We start from the raw sequence: 20545 nt of genomic DNA, 5'->3' as shown, positions 1-20545 counted from the left end.
TAATTATGTAGTAAAAGCTTGAATCAATCGTTGTCGAAAGTTTTGATCTGCTACTACGGTAAGTATAAATTCATCGAACACTTCCCCCATCCAGTGAGAATTCTCCGCTTTCAGGTCATTGATGAATAGAGAAATCGATATAGTTGATGTATCCGTTTTTCGATATAAAGCAGCAGTGACAACAAACAACGTCGATCCACCTTTATACCAAATATATTGATCTGTTTCCGTCTTCAATATTTCTCCCAGCACAATTTGGCTAAAAAGACGCTTTTCTTCTGTTGTTAACAGCTCATCCTGTAGACGTTTCATAAAATGTGCATATTGATTCGTTGTAGACCTTGTCATCTTTTGCGTCAGTAAAGATTGAATACGCAAGCTTAACAAGTTCTTTTTCATCAATTTTTCTTCTAACGCCTTTTTATGCTCCGGGTCATTTTTCATGATATGAAAAATCTCAATCATCAGAGATTTGTATTGTTCATCAGTTACATCGCTTATTTGCTTTAATGCATCCTGCTCATGATCAGATACATAGGCTGGCCACAAAACCTTGGGTGTCAGCGGCATGAGTTCATCATGTTCTGTAAGACCTGCTTGTTTCATCTGATTATTGATCTTCTCTAAGCCCAGCAGGTCAATCAAATAATCAGTACAAGCATTCGAACTGAATTGCATCATCCCTTTGGCAACATCTAATAAAGTTGCATGCTCAGAAAAATCGTTGACCTCCAGCCAGTATGTGTGAGCACCGCCATCGGTTCTATCAATATAAAACCGCTCTATATCAGACAATGTCACTTTTTCATCTAGCTTGATGTCATCGCTGGATACAGCTTTAACAAAATGAAACAAAACCATTAATTTCATCGTACTTGCAAGTGGTGTTTTTTGATTACCATTCCATTCTAATACCACATCTTCATTTTCAATAATTGTTACTGATACGTTCTTTTTGTTTTTCCTGACAAATGTCAAAAGATCCTCTTTTGTTTTCTTCAAATGTTTCTCCTTTCCAAACCACTATAGATTCTCGTCTCCAATATAACAAAAATTTGAAACAAAGGCACAAAAAAGCAAAGGGTTGTGAATACCTTTGCTTCTTGGTGTGTTTATTTACGAAGAAGATGCAGTTTCATCCCATCATGCGTAGCTTCAAATCCCAACTTTTCGTAAAAACGGCGTGCTTCTGGCCTCTGTTTGTCTGTTGTCAGCTGAATCATATGACAACCGCGGTCACTTGCGCGTTGAATAGCCCGTTTGATCAACAATGTGCCAATTCCTCTTCCTCTATGAGTCATGGCTGTACGAACTCCTTCTATTGAAGCTCTCCATCCACCTTGATACGTTAGAAATGGAATCATTGTTAATTGGAGAACACCGACTACCTCTTCCCGATCACAAGCGACGATTAATTCATTATTGGGATCCGCTTCGATCGAATGAAAGGCATTGAGGTAGCTTTCTAATAATGGACGAGTGTAGCGTTCTCTCTTTTGGCCTAATTTGTCATCTGAAAGCATAAAAACGATATTGTCGAGGTCTCCTTGGACGGCTTCTCTAAATGTCAATTGATTCAGATTCAATGAACACACCTCCTATCACGGAATGGAAACCTTTATTCATTTGCTAAAATACCAATTGATAGCGTTCTCATATAAAATTTTATCCGCCGCTTCCTCATCAAACATCTGTTGAACCAATTCAACATCACCGTATTCAAATGGACGTTTCGCCCTTGTAGATGGAAGATCTGTACCAAACATCAGTGCATCAGGATTCGCTTGATAAATAGACGTCAATGCCTGTTCAACCTTTAAATCTACACGTCCAAAGCCTGTTGCTTTCACACGAACACCTTTTTCAACCAGCTTGAGCAAATGCGGCAAGCCTTCTTCCGATAAGCCTAGATGATCAATCGAAACAGCCGGCAGCTGTTCAAGCGTAGAGGAGATGTCAGGGAGATGCTTGGCGTCTATGTAGAGCTCACTATGCCAGCCCACCAGCTCATACACCCTTCTCGCAAAATAGTCGAGCTTTGAAATATCCTCCGAACCGCCCCGCTTCACATTAAAACGTAAAGCCTTGACCCCATGTTGATCCAAATGAACAATCTCATCGTCAGTTGCTGTAAAAGGTAATTGTGTCACACCGCAAAAAGCCGGTCCCATTTCATCTAGTGCTTTCAACAAATAGCCTTGATCAAAGCCCTGAAATGACCCTGATACTATCGCTCCACCAATAACCCCCAGATCAGCCGTCTCTCTCCTATAATCATTCACTACATAACTCGGCGGTGTATATCCTTGGTTTTCTTGAATAGGAAAATCAAAATCAATGATATGAAAATGTGCATCAAAGATCCTCATGCCCACGCCCCTCTTCTGCTTATTTGACCTGATTATATCAATTAAAAAAGCCAGAGAATATTCGTGATGATGAATCACTTCATATTATAAAAACTTATTAATCCTTCTTTACAAACCATTCCTCTTGTAAGATGGCATAATAAAACTCATCCCACCACTCATTTCCTTGTGGTATACATTTTTTAAAATATCCCTCTCTTCTCATCCCCATTTTCTCCATCACTCTCCATGACGGCACATTTTCAGGCTGACAAGTGGCAATGATTCGATGTAAATTCATTGTGTGAAAACCATGATGTAGGACAGCAAATGCAGCTTCTGATGCATAGCCTTTGTTTTGATATGCAGAGTTGAAGACCCAGCCAATTTCATATGTGTGCTCACCAAAGTAAGGATGAAACACGATATGCCCGATGCATGTATGATCTTCTTTTAATAGAACAGCAAAATTCTTGGCCGTCTTATGACGATTATTTTTGACAAATTCCTGCGCCTCTTCTCTAGAAAAAACACCTTCTGGCATATACTTCATCACCGCTAGATCAGATGTATATGCATAGACATCCTGCCAATCATCCTCAATAAATGGTCGAATGAGACATCTTTCTGTTGTTAGATTCATAAATGCCATCCCCCTTTAACATCATTTGTTAAACAGAAACCTGACTATGATCCTATTTTATATGTTTCCAGACAGAAAAAAACACAAATAAAAAAGCACCAGCAAGATGCTGATGCTTTTCATATATGGTTTGTCTGTACAAACCTTTGTAAAACGTCCATACAATATAAAATTGATTAACGTTTTGAGAACTGAGGTGCGCGACGTGCGCCTTTAAGACCGTATTTCTTACGCTCTTTCATACGAGAGTCACGAGTAAGAAGTCCAGCACGTTTAAGTGGTGTACGGTACTCAGGATCTACTTCTAGAAGAGCACGAGAGATACCGTGACGAATTGCTCCAGCTTGACCAGAGAATCCACCACCGTGAACATTTACAAGAACATCGTAGCTGTTAGCTGTTTCTGTGATGTTCAAAGGCTGTTTCACGTCTTCGATTAAAGCAGCGAATGGAATGTATTCAGTAATTTCACGATTATTAACGACGATACGGCCTTCACCTGGAACTAAGCGAACGCGCGCTACAGAACTTTTACGACGACCTGTACCGTAATATTGAACCTGTGCCAAATTGTTAACCTCCCTTATAATTAACCGCGAAGTTCGTAAACTTCAGGTTGTTGTGCTTGATGTGGATGCTCAGAACCACGGTACACATTTAATTTTTTGAACATTTGACGACCTAGTGGACCCTTTGGAAGCATACCTTTGATAGCAAGCTCCAACATTTTTTCAGGGTAGTTTGTACGCATCTCAAGAGCAGTTCTTTGTTTCAAACCACCTGGGTGCATCGTATGACGGTAGTAAATTTTGTCCGTCAATTTCTTACCAGTTAATTCAATTTTCTCAGCATTGATGATGATCACGTGATCACCTGTATCAACGTGTGGTGTATAAGTTGGTTTGTGCTTACCGCGCAAAAGTGATGCTACTTCAGTAGAAAGACGACCTAGAGTCTTACCTGCCGCATCAACCACTAGCCATTTGCGCTCAATTGTGCTTGCGTTCGCCATTGGTGTTGTACGCATGAGTTTCCCTCCTAAATAAATCAATGAATTTTCCTGAATCAAATGCTACGTTCTATTTCAAAACACAGATAAGTCTTCCGGGGCTTATTTGTGGGGTTGAAATACATACCATATGATATCTTATAACTTTCTGCTTCCTGTGTCAAGAACATGTTACACCTGGTTTAGTTGTCATAGAAAACTTCCCATAAATACAGTCCGTGACTGGGCGCAGTCTTGCCTGCCGCTTCGCGATTTCGGGCGGCAAGCATGGCTTTTATCTCCTCAGGGTGAAATTTACCAGAACCAATTTCAAGTAACGTGCCGGCTATAATTCGCACCATGTTGTATAAAAAGCCATTCCCTCTCACACGCATTTCAAGCCCGTCTGAGACGTTTTTCCACTCAAGGGCGTAAATCTCCCTCACCTTGTCTTGAACCTCTGTATTGGCCGCACAAAAGCTTGTGAAATCGTGTGTGCCAACCAGGTGCCCAGCGGCTTCTCTCATTTTGTCGACATCCAGCGGATAAGGATAGTGACAGGCATACTGTCTCGTAAACACATTTTGGTGCGTTTCCGTTGAGACCCTATAACGGTACTCCTTTGAAGCGACACCAAATCTAGCATGAAATGACTCATCCACTTCCTCAGCCTTTAGAATACGAATGTCATCTGGCAGCAAGCTGTTGAGGGCAAACGGCCATCTCTCCATCGGAATGGCGAGCGGGGTGTCAAAATGGATGACCTGCCCCTTTGCGTGAACACCACTGTCCGTCCGGCCGGAAGCCACAATCGGAATTAGTTCGTCTTGTTTATGCATTCTAGCAAGAACAGATTCAATCTCCGTTTGTACAGTACGCTGTCCTGGCTGCACTTGATAACCTTTAAAATGTGTCCCATCGTATGATACGGTACATTTTACTTTCATCTAGGCATCACCTAATTTCTAAGCAGCACAAGGAGTGCTGTTAACAGGATGAATAAAAGCAGCGTGAACGTGTCTTTCATGCCCCAGACAAGCTGACGGTATTTCGTACGTCCTTCTCCCCCGCGGTAGCCTCTCGCTTCCATAGCGGTCGCCAATTCCTCCGCACGCTTAAACGCACTGACGAAAAGCGGGACAAGCAATGGGACAATCGCTTTTAAACGATCTTTCACGGGTCCGCTTGTAAAATCAACACCTCTTGCCATTTGTGCTTTCATGATTTTGTCTGTTTCTTCGAGTAAAGTCGGAATAAATCGAAGAGAGATAGACATCATAAGAGCAAGCTCATGAACAGGCAGCTTGATTTTACGGAAAGGATGCAGCAGCTTCTCCATACCGTCTGTCACTTCAATAGGTGTTGTGGTCAACGTCAGAAGTGTTGTCATCATGATGAGATAGACAAAACGGAGTGAAATGAAAATCCCCTGTTTTAGACCTTCTTCATAAATATTCAGAAAACCAAAGTGAAAGAGCAAAGCGCCATCCTTTGTCATGAAGATATGCAGAATAAAGGTAAACAGAACAATCCAAAGGATGGGTTTCATTCCTTTGAGAATAAAGTACAGCGGCACCTGAGACACCATCACCACAAGAATAGTGAAGACACCTAAAAGCCCGTAAGTGATGTAGTTATTCGCAAAAAAGACAATAAAGACAAAAAAGAAAATTGATAACAGCTTTGTCCTTGGATCAAGACGATGGACAAAGGATGTACCTGGCACATATTTGCCGATAATCATACTATCCATCATGATGTCGTGTCCTCCTGATATAAAGCTGTTAAGGCTTCTGCCATTTCATCCATGGTCAGAAGCGGTCTTGGAAATGTCATCCCAAGCTTTTCTTCGACAGCCTGCTGGAATTTGATCGTTTCCGGGAGGTCCAGTCCGAAAGAAGACATGTCTGTACGATTGGCAAATAGCTCCCTCGGCGTACCTGTCGCCTTTACTGTTCCTTTGTGCATCACAATCATTTGATCCGCATAATGAGCGGCATCTTCCATACTGTGTGTCACAAGGATCGTCGTCAGGTTGGCTTTTTGATGAAGCTCATAGAACATGTCCATGATTTCTTTACGTCCGCGTGGATCTAATCCCGCAGTCGGCTCATCAAGCACAAGCACTTCTGGCTCCATCGCTAGAACACCTGCAATCGCCACACGTCTCATTTGTCCACCGCTTAATTCAAAGGGTGATCGAGATAACAAGGATTCAGGAAGGCCTACAAGCTTCAGCATTTCTTTAGCCTTAGCTTCTGCCTTTTCTTTTGGAACGCCGAAATTCATCGGACCAAAGCAGATATCCTTCAGAATGGTCTCCTCAAAGAGCTGATGTTCAGGAAATTGAAACACGATACCTACTTTTTTTCGAAGAGATTTCAGTTCCTTCTGCTTTTTATTGGCTTGTAAGACCGTATCTCCAAGCGCAATGCTCCCCTTCGTTGGTTTGAGCAGTCCATTTAAATGTTGCAGCAATGTCGACTTGCCAGAACCCGTATGACCGATGACAGCAACATAGCTGCCTTCTTTGATGGAAGCATTGACATCATACAAAGCGAGACGCTCAAACGGCGTTTTCATTTGATAACGATGCTCTAATTCTTTGATCGTAATGTCCATAGCTCTTTCACCAATCCTTCTTGTGTCAAATGGGCATTTGCAAGCGGCACACCTTGCTGCTTCAATTGCTTACTCAACCGGTAGGAAAATGGCAGATCAAGTCCAATCTGAACCAGCTGTTCATCTAGTTCAAATACTTCCTCTGGTGTTCCCTCGGCAAATTTCTTCCCGCCATTCATCACAATAACGCGGTCTGCCTTCGCAGCCTCGTCTAAATCATGTGTGATGGAAATGACCGTGACCGTTCCTTGTTCCTTCAGCAGTCTGACGGTTTCTAACACTTCTTCACGGCCAATCGGATCAAGCATTGATGTTGCTTCATCCAAGATCATGATGTCAGGGCTTGCGGCAAGTACACCTGCGATTGCTACTCTCTGTTTTTGCCCGCCTGATAGATGGTGCGGCTCTTGATCAAGAAACTCCTGCATATTGACCTGTTTGACAGCCCAATCTACACGCTCTATCATCAATTCCCGCTCAACCCCGTTATTTTCTAAACCAAAAGCCACATCATCACGAACCGTTGAGCCAACGAATTGGTTGTCTGGGTTTTGAAAGACCATGCCGACCTTTTTGCGAATATCCCAAACACTTTCTTCTTTCAGCTCAATCTCACCAACCTTGACCGTTCCTGCATCCGGTAAAATGAGCCCATTCAGTACACGGGCAAGTGTGGATTTACCTGAACCGTTGTGGCCAACAATGGCAAGCCATTCATTTTGATTCACATGCAATGACACTTGGTCTAAAGCGGGCTTGTCCGCATCTTTGTGATAACGAAATACAATGTCTTTTACGTCAATTAATGTCTTCTCCATCTCTACCGGACCTCCTCTCAGCTCAACCTCTACTTTGCCTATTGCTAAAAAGCCGTAGTATCTAAAAAAGGGCATAGATCCAGTTATGAACTGTCCCGCCCTTTCTTAGATACACGATATGTGATTAAACTAATTCAATGACAGCCATTGGTGCGCCATCGCCGCGACGAGGTCCAAGCTTCATGATACGAGTGTATCCACCTTGGCGATCTTCGTAGCGAGTTGCAACGTCAGCGAATAATTTTTGAAGTGCATCTTGGTTTGTTTCAGCGTTAGCTACTTCGTTACGAATGTAAGCTGCAGCTTGACGGCGAGCATGAAGATCTCCGCGTTTGCCAAGAGTGATCATTTTTTCAACTACAGAGCGAAGTTCTTTCGCACGTGTTTCAGTTGTTTCGATGCGTTCGTTGATGATCAAATCAGTCGTTAGGTCACGAAGCATTGCTTTACGTTGTGCACTAGTGCGTCCTAGCTTTCTGTATGCCATGTGATGTCCCCTCCTTAATTAGAGATGCTGTATGAATAAAAAACACACGAAAATCCTAGTTCACAATGAAACTAGTCAATCGTCTTTACGAAGACCCAGTCCAAGTTCTTCTAGTTTCGCTTTCACTTCTTCAAGAGATTTACGTCCAAGGTTACGAACTTTCATCATATCCTCTTCTGTCTTGTTAGCAAGCTCTTGAACAGTGTTAATACCCGCACGCTTCAAACAGTTGTAAGAACGAACAGAAAGATCAAGCTCTTCAATTGTCATTTCAAGCACTTTTTCTTTTTGGTCTTCTTCTTTTTCAACCATGATTTCTGCATGCTGAGCTTCGTCAGTTAACCCAACGAAAATATTTAGGTGTTCAGTTAAAATCTTAGAACCTAGAGCGATCGCTTCTTTCGGTCCTGTGCTTCCATCAGTCCATACATCTAGTGTTAATTTATCATAGTTTGTGATTTGCCCAACACGGGTGTTCTCCACTTGATAAGTTACACGAGATACAGGTGTATAGATTGAGTCGATCGGAATCACGCCGATAGGCTGATCGTCTCTTTTGTTTGCATCAGCAGGATTATACCCGCGACCTCTTTGTGCAGTCAAACGAACACGGAAGCTCGCATTTTTGCCAAGAGTTGCGATGTGAAGATCTGGATTTAAGATTTCAATATCGCTGTCGTGTGTAATATCAGCAGCTGTTACAGTTCCTTCATCTTGTACATCAATTTCAAGCGTCTTCTCTTCTTCAGAGTAGATTTTGAGTGCAAGCTTTTTAATGTTTAAGATAATCGTTGTAACATCTTCAACCACGCCTTCGATCGTTGAGAATTCGTGTAAGACACCATCTATCTGGATCGATGTTACAGCTGCACCAGGAAGTGAGGATAAAAGGATACGACGAAGGGAGTTCCCTAAAGTGGTACCATATCCACGCTCAAGTGGCTCTACGACAAACTTGCCATACTTGGCATCGTCGCTGATTTCAACCGTTTCGATTTTTGGTTTTTCAATTTCGATCATCTAATAAAACCCTCCTTCAAAACGTCGAAACCTCGAATAGAATCATATGAGATTCCATCCGAAATTCCTCATTGTTTAGTCCCGTATGTGCTCAGGCAACGAGTCGTGTATTCGTCTCATAAATAACTGTATCATAACCCATTATTGACAGGGACACAAAATCTATACAAACAAATTACACGCGGCGACGTTTTGGTGGACGGCATCCGTTATGAGGAACTGGAGTTACGTCTCTGATTGCAGTAACTTCAAGACCTGCAGCTTGAAGCGCACGAATTGCAGCTTCACGACCAGAACCAGGACCTTTAACAGTTACTTCAAGTGTTTTAAGACCATGTTCGATAGAACCTTTAGCAGCAGTTTCAGCAGCCATTTGTGCAGCGAAAGGAGTAGATTTACGAGAACCTCTGAATCCTAATGCACCAGCACTTGACCAAGAAATTGCGTTTCCATGAACATCAGTAATCGTTACAATCGTGTTGTTGAAAGTGGAACGGATATGAGCGATTCCAGCTTCAATATTCTTTTTCACGCGACGTTTACGCGTATTTTGTTTACGAGCAGCAGCCATTCTTTAACTACCTCCTTTACTTATTTTTTCTTGTTAGCTACAGTACGACGCGGACCTTTACGAGTGCGCGCGTTGTTTTTTGTGTTTTGTCCACGAACAGGAAGTCCTCTACGATGACGGATTCCGCGGTAGCTTCCGATTTCAATTAGACGCTTAATGTTAAGTGAAACTTCACGACGAAGGTCACCTTCTACTTTAAGTTTGTCAATGATATCACGGATTTTACCTAGTTCGTCTTCAGTTAGATCGCGAACGCGAGTGTCTTCAGAAACACCTGCTTCTTTAAGGACTTGTTGAGCCGTCGTACGACCAATTCCAAAAACATATGTTAAAGAAATGACAACACGCTTATCACGTGGAATATCTACACCAGCAATACGAGCCATGATTTGGGCACCTCCTTGTTATTAGCCTTGTTTTTGTTTATGTTTTGGGTTTTCACAGATCACCATTACTTTTCCTTTTCTGCGAATCACTTTACATTTTTCACAGATAGGTTTAACAGATGGTCTCACTTTCATGTGTTTCCAACCTCCTTCTTCCGGAGTTGCTTTATTTGTAACGGTACGTAATTCTACCACGAGTTAAGTCATATGGAGATAATTCTACCGTAACTTTGTCTCCAGGTAAAATGCGAATGAAGTGCATACGGATTTTTCCTGATACATGAGCCAAAACTGTATGACCATTCTCTAGTTCAACTTTGAACATTGCATTTGGCAAAGTTTCTGCTACAGTACCTTCCACTTCAATTACATCGTCTTTCGCCATTCAAGTGTTCTCCCTTCTTCAAATCAGTAACTTGCTCTCTGATAAATGTCCAAATGAGATGTTCTCAATTGTCCATCTATCACCCGACCTGTTTTGAATATACTGTTCTGAACTTCCGGAGATACGCAATCATAAAAGGTTAAATGATTGATATTTTTTCTTAGGAGAATGAATTTACGCTTTTCTCCGTCTGCGATTAGTACTTGGCAGCCATCGAACACGCCGATGACAACTGTATACTGATCTTGTTCTTTCCTTGGACTATACAGACAACCTGCCCGATTTGGGCCTGAAAGGCTTCAGTGAAGACCTAAATCTTAGTCAGTATATCAAAACCTGTATCTGTAATCGCAATCGTATGCTCAAAGTGAGCACACTTTTTCCCATCAACCGTTACAACCGTCCAGTTATCAGCCAGTGTTTTCACATATCGGCTGCCTGCGTTCACCATCGGTTCGATGGCCAACACCATTCCAGGTTTGAGCCGTGGGCCTTTGTTCGGCGGACCATAATGAGGAATTTGAGGGTCCTCATGAAGATCCTGTCCGACCCCATGTCCAACATATTCTCTAACAACTGAGAAATTCTCACCTTCAACATACGTTTGTATGGCATGGGAAATGTTTGACAGACGTTCACCTGGCTTTGCTTCCTGTAAGCCCTTATATAGAGATTCCTCTGTGACTTCCAGTAGTTTGCGGTCCTCATCACTGATTACCCCAACTGGATAAGTCCAAGCAGAGTCACCATGATAGCCATTTAACTTTGCGCCGATATCGATACTAATGATGTCTCCATCACGTAAAACCCGTTTACCAGGAATACCGTGAACGAGTTCTTCATTCACCGAAACGCAAATGCTCCCGCGAAAACCATTATACCCTTTAAAAGATGGGATTGCACCCTGCTTTGTAATAAAACGTTCGGCAATTTGATCCAATTCTTTTGTCGAAATACCTGGTTTTATGTGTTTCTTCAGCTCTTCATGAGTCAGTGCGACAATGCGTCCAGCTTCTCTCATAATCTCAAGCTCGCGAGGAGTTTTACAGATAATCATTTATTTAATCCCCCAAGCAGGTCCTTGATATCAGCGTAAACATCGTTAATGTGCTTCGCACCATCAATGTTTGCAAGATATCCTTTTTCTGAATAGAAATTCAGTAAAGGTTCAGTCTGCTTTAAGTTCACTTCAAGTCTTGTCGAAACAGTTTCTGCATTATCATCTGCACGTTGATAAAGCTCGCCTCCACACTTGTCACAAACATTTTCTTTCGCAGGTGGATTGAATACTAAATGATATGTTGCTCCGCAATCTTTGCAAATTCTTCGGCCAGTCAGACGCTCCATCAAAGCATCTTTATCGACTTTAATATTAATGACATAATCAATCGTTCTGCCAAGGTCCTTTAGAATGTCTTCTAAAGCTTCAGCCTGAGCGACTGTTCGCGGAAATCCGTCCAGAAGAAAACCTTGTTCACAATCATTCTTGCCAAGTCTTTCTCTAACAATACCGATTGTGACCTCATCAGGAACAAGCTCTCCTTTATCGATAAAGGATTTTGCTTCGAGCCCAAGTTGTGTCTCCTCTTTCATAGCAGCACGGAACATATCTCCTGTTGAGATATGAGGGATCCCATAATCATCAACAATTCGTTCTGCCTGAGTGCCTTTACCAGCACCCGGAAGCCCCATTAAGACTAAGTTCATTTCGGATTTCCCCTTCCTTACTTAGAGAGGTTGGGCAGGAGCCCAGCCCTCTGTTTTATTTCATAAATCCACGGTAATTTCGTTTCACTAATTGGCTTTCAAGCTGTTTCATTGTTTCAAGTGCAACACCTACAACAATGAGAAGACTTGTGCCGCCAATTTGTGCAGCGGAAGGTAATCCAGCGAATTGAATGAAAAAGATAGGAAGTATTGAAATCACGGCTAAGAAAATGGCGCCCACAAACGTGAGTCGGTACAAAATGCTCGTAATTCTATCTTGAGTCATTTTCCCTGGACGAACTCCCGGGATATAGCCACCCTGCTTTTGCAGATTTTCAGCCATTTGTTCAGGGTTTACTTGGACAAAGGCATAAAAATATGTGAAAGCAACAATCAGTGCTACATAAATCGTCATACCGATTGGCTTAGTATAGTCAAAGTTGTTAGTTATCCAGGTTGTCACATTATTTGTTCCGAAGAACGATGCGATCGTCTGCGGAGTAATAATGAACGAAACGGCAAAGATGACTGGAATCACCCCTGCTGGATTCACTTTCAATGGAAGGTGCGTTGCTTGACTAGCAGACATTTGTGCACGGCCAGTTCCTTTTGAATATTGAATCGCAATCTTTCTCACTGCCATTTGAATGTAAATAACACCGATAACAATGACAAGAATAGCAATCACAATAAGGGCAATTTTCAGGATTTGCATGAACAGCTGTCCATCTCCACCTACAAATTGCTGAGCGTACACTTGCTTTAATGTTTGAGGGATACCTGCGATGATACCGGCAAAGATAATAATCGAAATACCGTTACCAACACCGTGAGCAGTAATCTGCTCTCCCAGCCACATTAAAAATGCTGTTCCCGCAGTGAGTACGACCGCAATTAAGAGATACGTTGAAACACCTGGGTTTTCAATCAGCATGCCTCCTGCCATATTGTTAAATCCATATGACATTCCTAACGCCTGGATAAATCCTAGAACAATTGTAAAATACCTTGTGAATTGTGCTAATTTTCGGCGGCCAACCTCTCCTTGCTTTGACCACTCAGTAAACTTCGGTACAACATCCATCTGCAAGAGCTGGATGATAATCGAAGCAGTGATATACGGCATAATCCCCATTGCAAGAATGGAGAATTGGAAAAGTGCCCCGCCCCCAAACGTGTTGAGGATTCCGAAAACACTCATTTGATCCTGTGCCTGGAGAACTTCGGCGTTCACATTAGGCACAGGGATGAAAGCACCTATACGAAAGACGACTAACATTAAAAGTGTAAATATAATCTTATTCCGTATATCTTTCACACGCATAAAATTGGAGATTGTCTTAAACAAGTTAGATCACCTCGGCTGTACCGCCAGCAGCTTCAATCGCTTCTTTAGCAGAAGCAGAGAATTTATTGGCTTTTACAGTTAATTTTTTTTCTAATTTACCGTTGCCAAGAATTTTTACTCCTGCTTTTAACTTGCTTATTGCACCAGTCTCTAGAAGAAGTTCAGGAGTGACTTCCGTTCCTTCGTCAAAACTGTTTAATCTGTCTAAGTTGATTACCGCGTAATCTTTACGGTTGATGTTTGTAAAACCACGTTTTGGAAGGCGTTGGAATAAAGGCATTTGACCACCTTCGAATCCAGGGCGTACACCGCCGCCAGAACGAGCGTTTTGACCTTTATGACCTTTACCAGAAGTTTTACCGTTACCTGATCCAATACCACGACCAACACGGTTGCGTACTTTACGTGAACCTTCTGAAGGCTTCAATTCATGAAGTTTCATTTGGGCACCTCCTTATCGATTAAAAATGTTTTATTGTTCTTTAACAGAAACTAAATGAGACACCTTGTTAATCATGCCGCGGATCGCTGCATTGTCTTCATGTACGACTGTTTGGTTTGTTTTCTTTAGACCAAGAGTACGAACAGTGACACGCTGATCTTCCGGGCGACCGATTACACTGCGTTTGAGGGTAATTTCTAATTTATTTGCCATTATTGTTCCCTCCTTATCCTAACAGGTCTTCTACAGATTTTCCACGAAGCTTCGCTACATCTTCAGCACGTTTAAGTTCACTTAAACCTTGAAGTGTTGCGCGGATCATGTTGATCGGTGTATTAGAACCTAGAGATTTAGAAAGGATATCAGCTAGACCAGCAAGCTCAAGTACCGCACGCACTGGGCCTCCAGCGATAACTCCTGTACCTTCTGAAGCAGGCTTCAATAGAACGTTTCCTGCACCGAATCGACCGATGATTTCATGTGGAATTGTAGTTCCAACCATTGGTACTTCAATTAAATTCTTTTTCGCGTCTTCAACAGCTTTGCGGATCGCTTCTGGTACTTCTTGTGCTTTACCAGTACCGAATCCTACATGACCGTTTTTGTCACCGACAACAACTAAAGCTGCAAAACGGAAACGACGTCCACCTTTAACAACTTTCGCTACCCGGTTAACCGTAACTAAGCGTTCTTCTAACTCTAATTTGCTTGGGTCAATACGACTCATTCGGATGTGTCCCTCCTTCTTTTATTAAAATTTAAGTCCAGCCTCACGAGCAGCTTCAGCTAGAGCTTTTACACGTCCATGATATAAGTATCCTCCGCGGTCAAATACCACGTTAGAGATGCCTTTTTCAACAGCACGTTTTGCAACAAGTTCGCCAACTTTAGTAGCAGCTGCAGCGTCAGAACTATTCTCGATCTTTAACTCTTTATCAAGAGTAGAAGCACTTACAAGTGTTACACCGTTAACATCATCAATTACTTGAGCGTAGATGTTCTTGTTAGAACGGAAAACGTTAAGGCGAGGTCTTTCAGCAGTACCTGAAAGTTTCGCACGAACACGAGCGTGTCTTTTAAGACGAGTAGCGTTTTTGCTAGTTTTCGTAATCATCCGAGTCACTCCTTTCTTCACATTAAGCGATCTTACTTACCAGTTTTTCCTTCTTTACGGCGAACGAATTCACCTTCGTAACGAATTCCTTTACCTTTGTAAGGCTCTGGAGCACGGACAGCGCGGATGTTAGAAGCTAGAGCTCCTACACGCTCTTTATCGATACCTTTAACGATTACTTTCGTTTGAGATGGAACTTCTACTTCAACTCCAGCCTCAGGAACGATTTCAACTGGGTGAGAGTATCCAACGTTAAGAACAAGTTTGTTTCCAGATTTAGCTGCACGGTAACCGACACCGATTAGTTCTAAACCTCTTTCGAAACCTTTAGATACACCTTCAACCATGTTTGCAATTAAGCTACGTGTTGTACCATGTAATGCACGGTGTTCTTTATTTTCAGACGGACGGCTTACAGTTAAGACGTTGTCCTCAATTTTAATTTCCATATCAGGGTGAAATGCACGAGTTAGTTCACCTTTTGGTCCCTTTACTGTCACTGTGTTATCGTTGTTTGTCACAGTTACTCCTGAAGGGATCTCGATTAGCTTTTTACCTATACGAGACATACCAAGCACCTCCATTCATCTTAAACTTTTTTTACCATACGTAAGCAAGTACTTCTCCACCAGCTTGTTTAGCACGGGCTTCTTTGTCCGATAAAACACCTTGTGATGTAGAAATAATTGCGATTCCAAGTCCGTTAAGTACACGTGGTACTTCATTTGATTTCGCATATACGCGTAAACCAGGTTTACTGATTCTTTTAAGACCAGTGATAACACGTTCGTTGTTTTGGCCGTATTTAAGGAACAAACGGATAATTCCTTGTTTGCTGTCTTCGACGTACTCAACGTCACGGATAAAACCTTCACGCTTTAAGATTTCAGCAATTTCTCTTTTGATTTTTGAAGCCGGTACTTCTAGCTTCTCATGACGTACCATGTTCGCATTGCGAATACGAGTCAGCAAATCTGCAATCGGATCTGTCATAACCATTATTTAATAACCTCCTTCCCATTTATGGGGATTACCAGCTGGCTTTTTTAACGCCAGGAATTTGTCCTTTATATGCAAGTTCGCGGAAACAAATACGGCAAAGTTTAAACTTGCGAATTACTGAATGTGGACGTCCACAACGTTCGCAGCGCGTATACTCTTGAACTTTAAACTTTTGTTTGCGTTGTTGTTTCGCAATCATAGACTTTTTAGCCACGATTTCGCCTCCCTTTCATTGATTATTTCTGGAACGGCATACCTACTTGAGTTAATAACTCACGTGCTTCTTCGTCCGTGTTGGCAGTCGTAACGATAACGATATCCATACCGCGGACTTTTGTTACTTTATCGTAATCAATTTCTGGGAAGATTAACTGTTCTTTAATACCAAGCGTGTAGTTTCCACGACCGTCGAAAGATTTCTTAGAAATCCCGCGGAAGTCACGTACACGTGGTAAAGATACAGAAATAAGTTTATCAAGGAAATCGTACATGCGCTCTCCGCGAAGTGTTACTTTCGCACCGATTGGCATTCCTTCACGTAGACGGAATCCAGCAATAGACTTCTTCGCACGAGTAACGACAGGTTTTTGACCAGCGATAAACGTTAATTCTTCAACAGCAGTATCGATTGCTTTAGCGTTTTGAACGGCGTCACCAACACCCATGTTGATCACGATTTTTTCGATTTTTGGCACTTGCATTACTGATTTGTATTCAAACTTAGAAACTAATGCAGGTGTAATTTCTTTTACATACTTTTCTTTAAGGCGGTTCATGAGAAAGACCTCCCTTCCTTATTTACTATTTATCTAGAACTTGCCCAGATTTTTTCGCTACACGGACTTTCTTTCCGTCCTCAACTTTATATCCAATACGTGTCACTTCACCCGTTTTAGGATCAAGCGGCATTACGTTTGATACGTGGATCGGCGCTTCTTGTTCAGAAATTCCGCCTTGAGGGTTAGCTTGGGTTGGTTTAGAGTGTTTTTTCACAAGGTTAATACCTTCTACTAAAACACGGTCCTTTTTAGGGAAAGCAGCAAGGATGACACCTTGTTTACCTTTATCTTTACCAGAGATAACCACTACTTTATCGCCCTTTTTAACATGCATTTAATCGCACCTCCTTGAGTCGCGGATTGTATTCATTAAAGTACTTCTGGTGCTAAAGAAACAATTTTCATATAGTTGTTTTCACGAAGTTCACGTGCTACTGGTCCGAAGATACGAGTTCCACGTGGGCTTTTGTCGTCACGGATGATGACACATGCATTTTCATCAAAACTGATGTAAGATCCATCGTTTCTGCGAGCTCCGCTCTTAGTACGAACGATAACTGCTTTCACAACTTCACCTTTTTTGACAACGCCTCCTGGTGTTGCTTGTTTAACCGTACAAACAATGACATCACCGATGTTAGCCGTTTTACGTCCAGAGCCACCAAGAACTTTAATCGTTAGTACTTCGCGTGCGCCAGAGTTGTCAGCTACTTTTAAACGAGTCTCCTGTTGAATCATTAATGTTACCTCCCTTCGGAAAAAGAAATCCGAACTTTATTAGATAATAACAGCTTCTTCGACAACTTCAACTAGACGAAAGCGTTTAGTCGCAGATAATGGACGAGTTTCCATGACCTTTACGATGTCTCCGATTTTTGCTTGGTTGTTTTCATCATGTGCTTTGAACTTTTTAGAGTATCTTACACGTTTGCCATAAAGTGAATGCTTTTTGTATGTTTCAACTACAACAGTGATGGTTTTATCCATTTTGTCAGAAACAACACGACCTTGATACACTTTACGTTGGTTACGTTCGCTCATGTTTGCGGGGCCTCCCCTCTAATTATTATTTATTAGCAGCGATTTCTCTTTGACGAATCACAGTTTTCATGCGTGCGATTGATTTACGCACTTCACGAATGCGAGCAGTGTTTTCAAGCTGCCCAGTCGCTAATTGGAAACGAAGATTGAAAAGTTCTTCTTTAAGAGACTTTACTTTTTGTTCAATTTCAGCAGTGGTAAGGTCACGAATTTCATTAGCTTTCATTTGATTCACCACCAATTTCTTCACGTTTTACGAACTTCGTTTTAATTGGCAATTTGTGAGATGCAAGACGAAGAGCTTCACGAGCAACTTCTTCAGACACACCAGAAATTTCAAATAAAACTTTGCCCGGTTTTACTACAGCTACCCAGCCTTCTGGAGCACCTTTACCGGAACCCATGCGGACCTCTAGAGGTTTAGCTGTGTATGGCTTAGAAGGGAAAATTTTAATCCAAACTTTACCGCCACGTTTCATGTAACGAGTCATAGCAATACGAGCAGCTTCGATTTGACGGTTAGTGATCCAAGAAGCTTCAAGAGCTTGGATACCGAACTCACCGAAATGTACTTCAGTGCCGCCTTTTGCACGACCACGCATTTTTCCACGATGTTCTCTGCGATACTTCACGCGTTTTGGCAATAACATATTATTTTCCTCCTTCCGCAGTATTCTTCTTAGTTGGAAGGACTTCTCCACGATAGATCCATACTTTTACGCCAAGCTTACCATAAGTAGTATCAGCTTCAGCAGTAGCATAGTCGATGTCAGCACGAAGTGTGTGCAATGGAACAGTACCTTCACTGTAATATTCAGAACGAGCAATATCTGCACCGCCAAGACGACCAGAAACCATTGTTTTGATTCCTTGTGCTCCAGCACGCATTGTGCGTTGGATTGTTTGTTTTTGTGCACGACGGAATGAAATACGATTTTCAAGTTGACGAGCGATGTTTTCAGCAACTAGCTGAGCATCAAGATCTGCTCTCTTGATTTCAAGAATGTTGATGTGTACACGTTTGCCAGTTAGGCTGTTAAGAGCTTTACGAAGTGCTTCAACTTCAGATCCGCCTTTACCAATTACCATACCTGGTTTAGCCGTGTGGATTGTGATATTTACGCGGTTTGCAGCACGTTCGATTTCTACTTTAGAAACAGACGCGTCAGACAAACGCTTGCTGATGAATTCACGGATTTTCAAGTCTTCATGTAAGAAGTCAGCGTAATCTTTTCCTGCGAACCATTTAGATTCCCAATCACGAATGACGCCAATACGAAGACCTACTGGATTTACCTTTTGACCCACGGATTATCCCTCCTTCTTTTCTGATACAACGATTGTAATGTGGCTAGTACGTTTGTTAATTGCGCTCGCACGACCCATAGCACGTGGACGGAATCTCTTAAGTGTTGGACCTTCGTCAACGAATGCTTGAGTAATCACTAGGCTGTTAGCGTCCAACTCGTAGTTGTGCTCAGCATTTGCGATAGCAGATTTTAATACTTTTTCAATAATTGGTGAAGCAGCCTTAGGTGTAAGGTTTAAGATAGAAACTGCTTCTCCTACTTGCTTACCTCGGATCAGGTCCATTACTAGACGTGCTTTACGAGGAGCAATACGGACTGTTCTTGCGACAGCTTTAGCTTGCATTTAAAAGCCTCCTCTCATTAGCGTCTTGTTTTTTTATCGTCACTAGCATGACCTTTGTAAGTACGGCTTGGTGCGAATTCGCCCAATTTGTGACCTACCATATCTTCAGAAATGAAAACAGGTACATGTTTGCGTCCGTCATAGACAGCGATTGTGTGACCGATGAATTGTGGGAAAATTGTAGAACGACGAGACCAAGTTTTTACGACTTGCTTTTTGTCAGTTTCATTCAATTTCTCGACTTTAGCCATCAAATGATCATCAACAAATGGTCCTTTTTTTAAGCTGCGAGCCATTGTGGAACCTCCCTTCGTGATTGAACTACGGTCCTAAATGAACCGTAGACAACCCCGTTACTTGTTTTTACGACGACGTACAATGAATTTATCAGACTTGTTGGTTTTCTTACGAGTCTTGAATCCAAGAGTCGGTTTACCCCATGGAGACATTGGTGATTTACGTCCGATTGGAGCGCGTCCTTCACCACCGCCGTGTGGGTGATCGTTAGGGTTCATTACAGAACCACGAACTGTTGGGCGTACGCCTTTCCAGCGAGAACGTCCAGCTTTACCGATGTTGATTAGTTCGTGTTGTTCGTTTCCAACTTGACCGATAGTCGCACGGCAAGCAGAAAGGATCATGCGTACTTCACCAGAGTTCAAACGTACAAGAACGTATTTACCTTCTTTACCTAGAACTTGAGCAGAAGTACCAGCAGAACGAACTAATTGTCCACCTTTACCTGGTTTTAATTCAATGTTATGCACAACTGTACCAACTGGGATGTTGATAAGTGGAAGAGCATTACCTGGTTTGATGTCAGCTTCTGGTCCAGAAGTAACTTCAGTACCAACTTGGATTCCTTTCGGAGCAAGAATGTAACGTTTCTCACCATCTGCATAGTTTACAAGAGCGATGTTCGCTGAACGGTTTGGATCATACTCGATTGTAGCAACGCGTCCAGGTATACCGTCTTTATCACGCTTAAAGTCGATGATACGGTATTGACGTTTGTGACCGCCACCTTGATGACGAACAGTCAATCTACCTTGGTTGTTACGTCCGCCTTTTCTGTGAAGCGGTGCAAGCAACGATTTTTCTGGTTTGTCAGTCGTGATTTCAGCAAAATCTGAAGTAGTCATGCCACGACGACCATTACTGGTTGGTTTATACTTTTTAATCGCCATTTTG

36 protein-coding genes are annotated in these 20545 nt (G+C 42.2%); all 36 read right to left on the bottom strand.

All coding sequences use genetic code 11. The annotated features are described in order from the left end of the window. Positions 1–3 precede the first annotated feature (3 nt). The 36 genes from NST01_RS00925 to rplB all read right to left on the bottom strand — a co-directional run bounded on the left by NST01_RS00925 (position 4) and on the right by rplB (position 20541). Positions 4–1002, bottom strand: coding sequence for a serine hydrolase (locus NST01_RS00925; protein ID WP_224559005.1), 999 nt, complete (start codon positions 1000–1002; stop codon positions 4–6). 110 nt (positions 1003–1112) lie between these two features. Beyond that, a complete protein-coding gene (locus NST01_RS00920) occupies positions 1113–1586 on the bottom strand; it encodes a GNAT family N-acetyltransferase (RefSeq protein WP_341041315.1) in 474 nt (157 codons plus the stop codon). A 36-nt stretch (positions 1587–1622) separates the two neighbouring features. After that, entirely contained in the window at positions 1623–2369 is a 747-nt protein-coding gene (locus tag NST01_RS00915; RefSeq protein ID WP_341041314.1) for an amidohydrolase family protein, read from the bottom strand. 97 nt (positions 2370–2466) lie between these two features. After that, positions 2467–2991 carry a GNAT family N-acetyltransferase gene (locus tag NST01_RS00910; protein ID WP_341041313.1) on the bottom strand — a complete coding sequence of 175 codons (525 nt, stop codon included), beginning with the start codon at positions 2989–2991 and terminating at the stop codon, positions 2467–2469. A 176-nt stretch (positions 2992–3167) separates the two neighbouring features. Continuing rightward, entirely contained in the window at positions 3168–3560 is a 393-nt protein-coding gene (gene rpsI, locus NST01_RS00905; protein WP_007496354.1) for a 30S ribosomal protein S9, read from the bottom strand. A 20-nt stretch (positions 3561–3580) separates the two neighbouring features. Then, positions 3581–4018 (bottom strand): 50S ribosomal protein L13, encoded by a 438-nt coding sequence (rplM, locus tag NST01_RS00900; RefSeq protein WP_003217042.1) that lies wholly within the window; start codon positions 4016–4018, stop codon positions 3581–3583. Between the two features lie 164 nt (positions 4019–4182). Beyond that, positions 4183–4926 (bottom strand): tRNA pseudouridine(38-40) synthase TruA, encoded by a 744-nt coding sequence (gene truA, locus NST01_RS00895; protein ID WP_341041311.1) that lies wholly within the window; start codon positions 4924–4926, stop codon positions 4183–4185. 11 nt (positions 4927–4937) lie between these two features. Next, positions 4938–5735, bottom strand: a complete 798-nt coding sequence (locus tag NST01_RS00890; protein WP_008345215.1) for an energy-coupling factor transporter transmembrane component T family protein — start codon at positions 5733–5735, stop codon at positions 4938–4940. Next, positions 5732–6601, bottom strand: coding sequence for an energy-coupling factor ABC transporter ATP-binding protein (locus NST01_RS00885; RefSeq protein ID WP_007496346.1), 870 nt, complete (start codon positions 6599–6601; stop codon positions 5732–5734). The genes NST01_RS00890 and NST01_RS00885 overlap by 4 nt, the downstream gene beginning before the upstream one ends. Beyond that, on the bottom strand, positions 6577–7419 hold the full coding sequence (locus NST01_RS00880; RefSeq protein ID WP_008345218.1) for an energy-coupling factor ABC transporter ATP-binding protein: 843 nt from the start codon (positions 7417–7419) through the stop codon (positions 6577–6579). Before NST01_RS00880 ends, NST01_RS00885 begins: the two co-directional genes overlap by 25 nt. A gap of 124 nt (positions 7420–7543) precedes the next feature. Beyond that, positions 7544–7906 (bottom strand): 50S ribosomal protein L17, encoded by a 363-nt coding sequence (gene rplQ, locus NST01_RS00875; RefSeq protein ID WP_003216944.1) that lies wholly within the window; start codon positions 7904–7906, stop codon positions 7544–7546. 75 nt (positions 7907–7981) lie between these two features. Continuing rightward, positions 7982–8926, bottom strand: coding sequence for a DNA-directed RNA polymerase subunit alpha (locus tag NST01_RS00870; protein WP_003217009.1), 945 nt, complete (start codon positions 8924–8926; stop codon positions 7982–7984). 175 nt (positions 8927–9101) lie between these two features. Beyond that, a complete protein-coding gene (gene rpsK, locus NST01_RS00865) occupies positions 9102–9497 on the bottom strand; it encodes a 30S ribosomal protein S11 (protein WP_003217231.1) in 396 nt (131 codons plus the stop codon). Between the two features lie 20 nt (positions 9498–9517). Further along, positions 9518–9883, bottom strand: coding sequence for a 30S ribosomal protein S13 (gene rpsM / locus NST01_RS00860; protein ID WP_003217023.1), 366 nt, complete (start codon positions 9881–9883; stop codon positions 9518–9520). 21 nt (positions 9884–9904) lie between these two features. After that, positions 9905–10018, bottom strand: coding sequence for a 50S ribosomal protein L36 (gene rpmJ, locus NST01_RS00855; RefSeq protein WP_003156543.1), 114 nt, complete (start codon positions 10016–10018; stop codon positions 9905–9907). 31 nt (positions 10019–10049) lie between these two features. Then, positions 10050–10268, bottom strand: coding sequence for a translation initiation factor IF-1 (gene infA / locus NST01_RS00850; RefSeq protein WP_003217190.1), 219 nt, complete (start codon positions 10266–10268; stop codon positions 10050–10052). Between the two features lie 310 nt (positions 10269–10578). Further along, complete coding sequence (gene map / locus NST01_RS00845) at positions 10579–11325, bottom strand: type I methionyl aminopeptidase (RefSeq protein WP_007496338.1); 747 nt, start codon at positions 11323–11325, stop codon at positions 10579–10581. Then, positions 11322–11975: an adenylate kinase gene (locus tag NST01_RS00840; protein ID WP_007496336.1), complete on the bottom strand. Its 654-nt coding sequence runs from the start codon at positions 11973–11975 to the stop codon at positions 11322–11324. The genes map and NST01_RS00840 overlap by 4 nt, the downstream gene beginning before the upstream one ends. A 55-nt stretch (positions 11976–12030) precedes the next feature. Further along, complete coding sequence (secY, locus tag NST01_RS00835; RefSeq protein WP_007496334.1) at positions 12031–13323, bottom strand: preprotein translocase subunit SecY; 1293 nt, start codon at positions 13321–13323, stop codon at positions 12031–12033. Between the two features lies 1 nt (position 13324). Further along, positions 13325–13765 (bottom strand): 50S ribosomal protein L15, encoded by a 441-nt coding sequence (gene rplO / locus NST01_RS00830; RefSeq protein ID WP_003216888.1) that lies wholly within the window; start codon positions 13763–13765, stop codon positions 13325–13327. A 30-nt stretch (positions 13766–13795) separates the two neighbouring features. After that, a complete protein-coding gene (gene rpmD, locus NST01_RS00825; protein ID WP_003217067.1) occupies positions 13796–13978 on the bottom strand; it encodes a 50S ribosomal protein L30 in 183 nt (60 codons plus the stop codon). Between the two features lie 13 nt (positions 13979–13991). Continuing rightward, the gene (rpsE, locus tag NST01_RS00820; RefSeq protein WP_007496332.1) at positions 13992–14492 is read right to left on the bottom strand and encodes a 30S ribosomal protein S5; all 501 of its coding nucleotides are present in this window, start codon (positions 14490–14492) and stop codon (positions 13992–13994) included. Positions 14493–14516: 24 nt separating this feature from the next. Further along, entirely contained in the window at positions 14517–14879 is a 363-nt protein-coding gene (rplR, locus tag NST01_RS00815) for a 50S ribosomal protein L18 (RefSeq protein ID WP_003216951.1), read from the bottom strand. A 32-nt stretch (positions 14880–14911) separates the two neighbouring features. Next, positions 14912–15448: a 50S ribosomal protein L6 gene (gene rplF / locus NST01_RS00810; protein ID WP_008345395.1), complete on the bottom strand. Its 537-nt coding sequence runs from the start codon at positions 15446–15448 to the stop codon at positions 14912–14914. Between the two features lie 31 nt (positions 15449–15479). Then, a complete protein-coding gene (gene rpsH, locus NST01_RS00805) occupies positions 15480–15878 on the bottom strand; it encodes a 30S ribosomal protein S8 (protein ID WP_007496327.1) in 399 nt (132 codons plus the stop codon). Between the two features lie 31 nt (positions 15879–15909). Beyond that, positions 15910–16095 (bottom strand): 30S ribosomal protein S14, encoded by a 186-nt coding sequence (gene rpsN / locus NST01_RS00800; RefSeq protein WP_008356542.1) that lies wholly within the window; start codon positions 16093–16095, stop codon positions 15910–15912. A gap of 22 nt (positions 16096–16117) precedes the next feature. After that, the gene (gene rplE / locus NST01_RS00795) at positions 16118–16657 is read right to left on the bottom strand and encodes a 50S ribosomal protein L5 (RefSeq protein WP_003217159.1); all 540 of its coding nucleotides are present in this window, start codon (positions 16655–16657) and stop codon (positions 16118–16120) included. 25 nt (positions 16658–16682) lie between these two features. Continuing rightward, positions 16683–16994 (bottom strand): 50S ribosomal protein L24, encoded by a 312-nt coding sequence (rplX, locus tag NST01_RS00790; RefSeq protein ID WP_007496325.1) that lies wholly within the window; start codon positions 16992–16994, stop codon positions 16683–16685. A 35-nt stretch (positions 16995–17029) separates the two neighbouring features. Further along, a complete protein-coding gene (gene rplN, locus NST01_RS00785; protein ID WP_003216882.1) occupies positions 17030–17398 on the bottom strand; it encodes a 50S ribosomal protein L14 in 369 nt (122 codons plus the stop codon). A gap of 39 nt (positions 17399–17437) precedes the next feature. After that, positions 17438–17701, bottom strand: coding sequence for a 30S ribosomal protein S17 (gene rpsQ, locus NST01_RS00780; RefSeq protein WP_003216906.1), 264 nt, complete (start codon positions 17699–17701; stop codon positions 17438–17440). Positions 17702–17726: 25 nt separating this feature from the next. Then, positions 17727–17927 carry a 50S ribosomal protein L29 gene (gene rpmC / locus NST01_RS00775; protein WP_003217155.1) on the bottom strand — a complete coding sequence of 67 codons (201 nt, stop codon included), beginning with the start codon at positions 17925–17927 and terminating at the stop codon, positions 17727–17729. Further along, complete coding sequence (rplP, locus tag NST01_RS00770; protein ID WP_003225801.1) at positions 17917–18351, bottom strand: 50S ribosomal protein L16; 435 nt, start codon at positions 18349–18351, stop codon at positions 17917–17919. The genes rpmC and rplP overlap by 11 nt, the downstream gene beginning before the upstream one ends. 1 nt (position 18352) lies before the next feature. Further along, entirely contained in the window at positions 18353–19009 is a 657-nt protein-coding gene (rpsC, locus tag NST01_RS00765; RefSeq protein ID WP_003217241.1) for a 30S ribosomal protein S3, read from the bottom strand. A gap of 3 nt (positions 19010–19012) precedes the next feature. Beyond that, positions 19013–19354, bottom strand: a complete 342-nt coding sequence (gene rplV / locus NST01_RS00760; protein ID WP_007496316.1) for a 50S ribosomal protein L22 — start codon at positions 19352–19354, stop codon at positions 19013–19015. 17 nt (positions 19355–19371) lie between these two features. Then, a complete protein-coding gene (rpsS, locus tag NST01_RS00755) occupies positions 19372–19650 on the bottom strand; it encodes a 30S ribosomal protein S19 (protein ID WP_003216920.1) in 279 nt (92 codons plus the stop codon). A gap of 57 nt (positions 19651–19707) precedes the next feature. After that, a complete protein-coding gene (gene rplB / locus NST01_RS00750; protein WP_007496314.1) occupies positions 19708–20541 on the bottom strand; it encodes a 50S ribosomal protein L2 in 834 nt (277 codons plus the stop codon). Between the last annotated feature and the right edge of the window lie 4 nt (positions 20542–20545).

The sequence above is a fragment of the Bacillus sp. FSL R7-0166 genome, assembly GCF_038008935.1.
In the GTDB taxonomy this organism is placed as follows: domain Bacteria; phylum Bacillota; class Bacilli; order Bacillales; family Bacillaceae; genus Bacillus; species Bacillus altitudinis.
The sequence above is the reverse complement of the archived record's forward strand: the minus strand, read 5'-3'. Positions and strand labels throughout refer to the sequence as shown.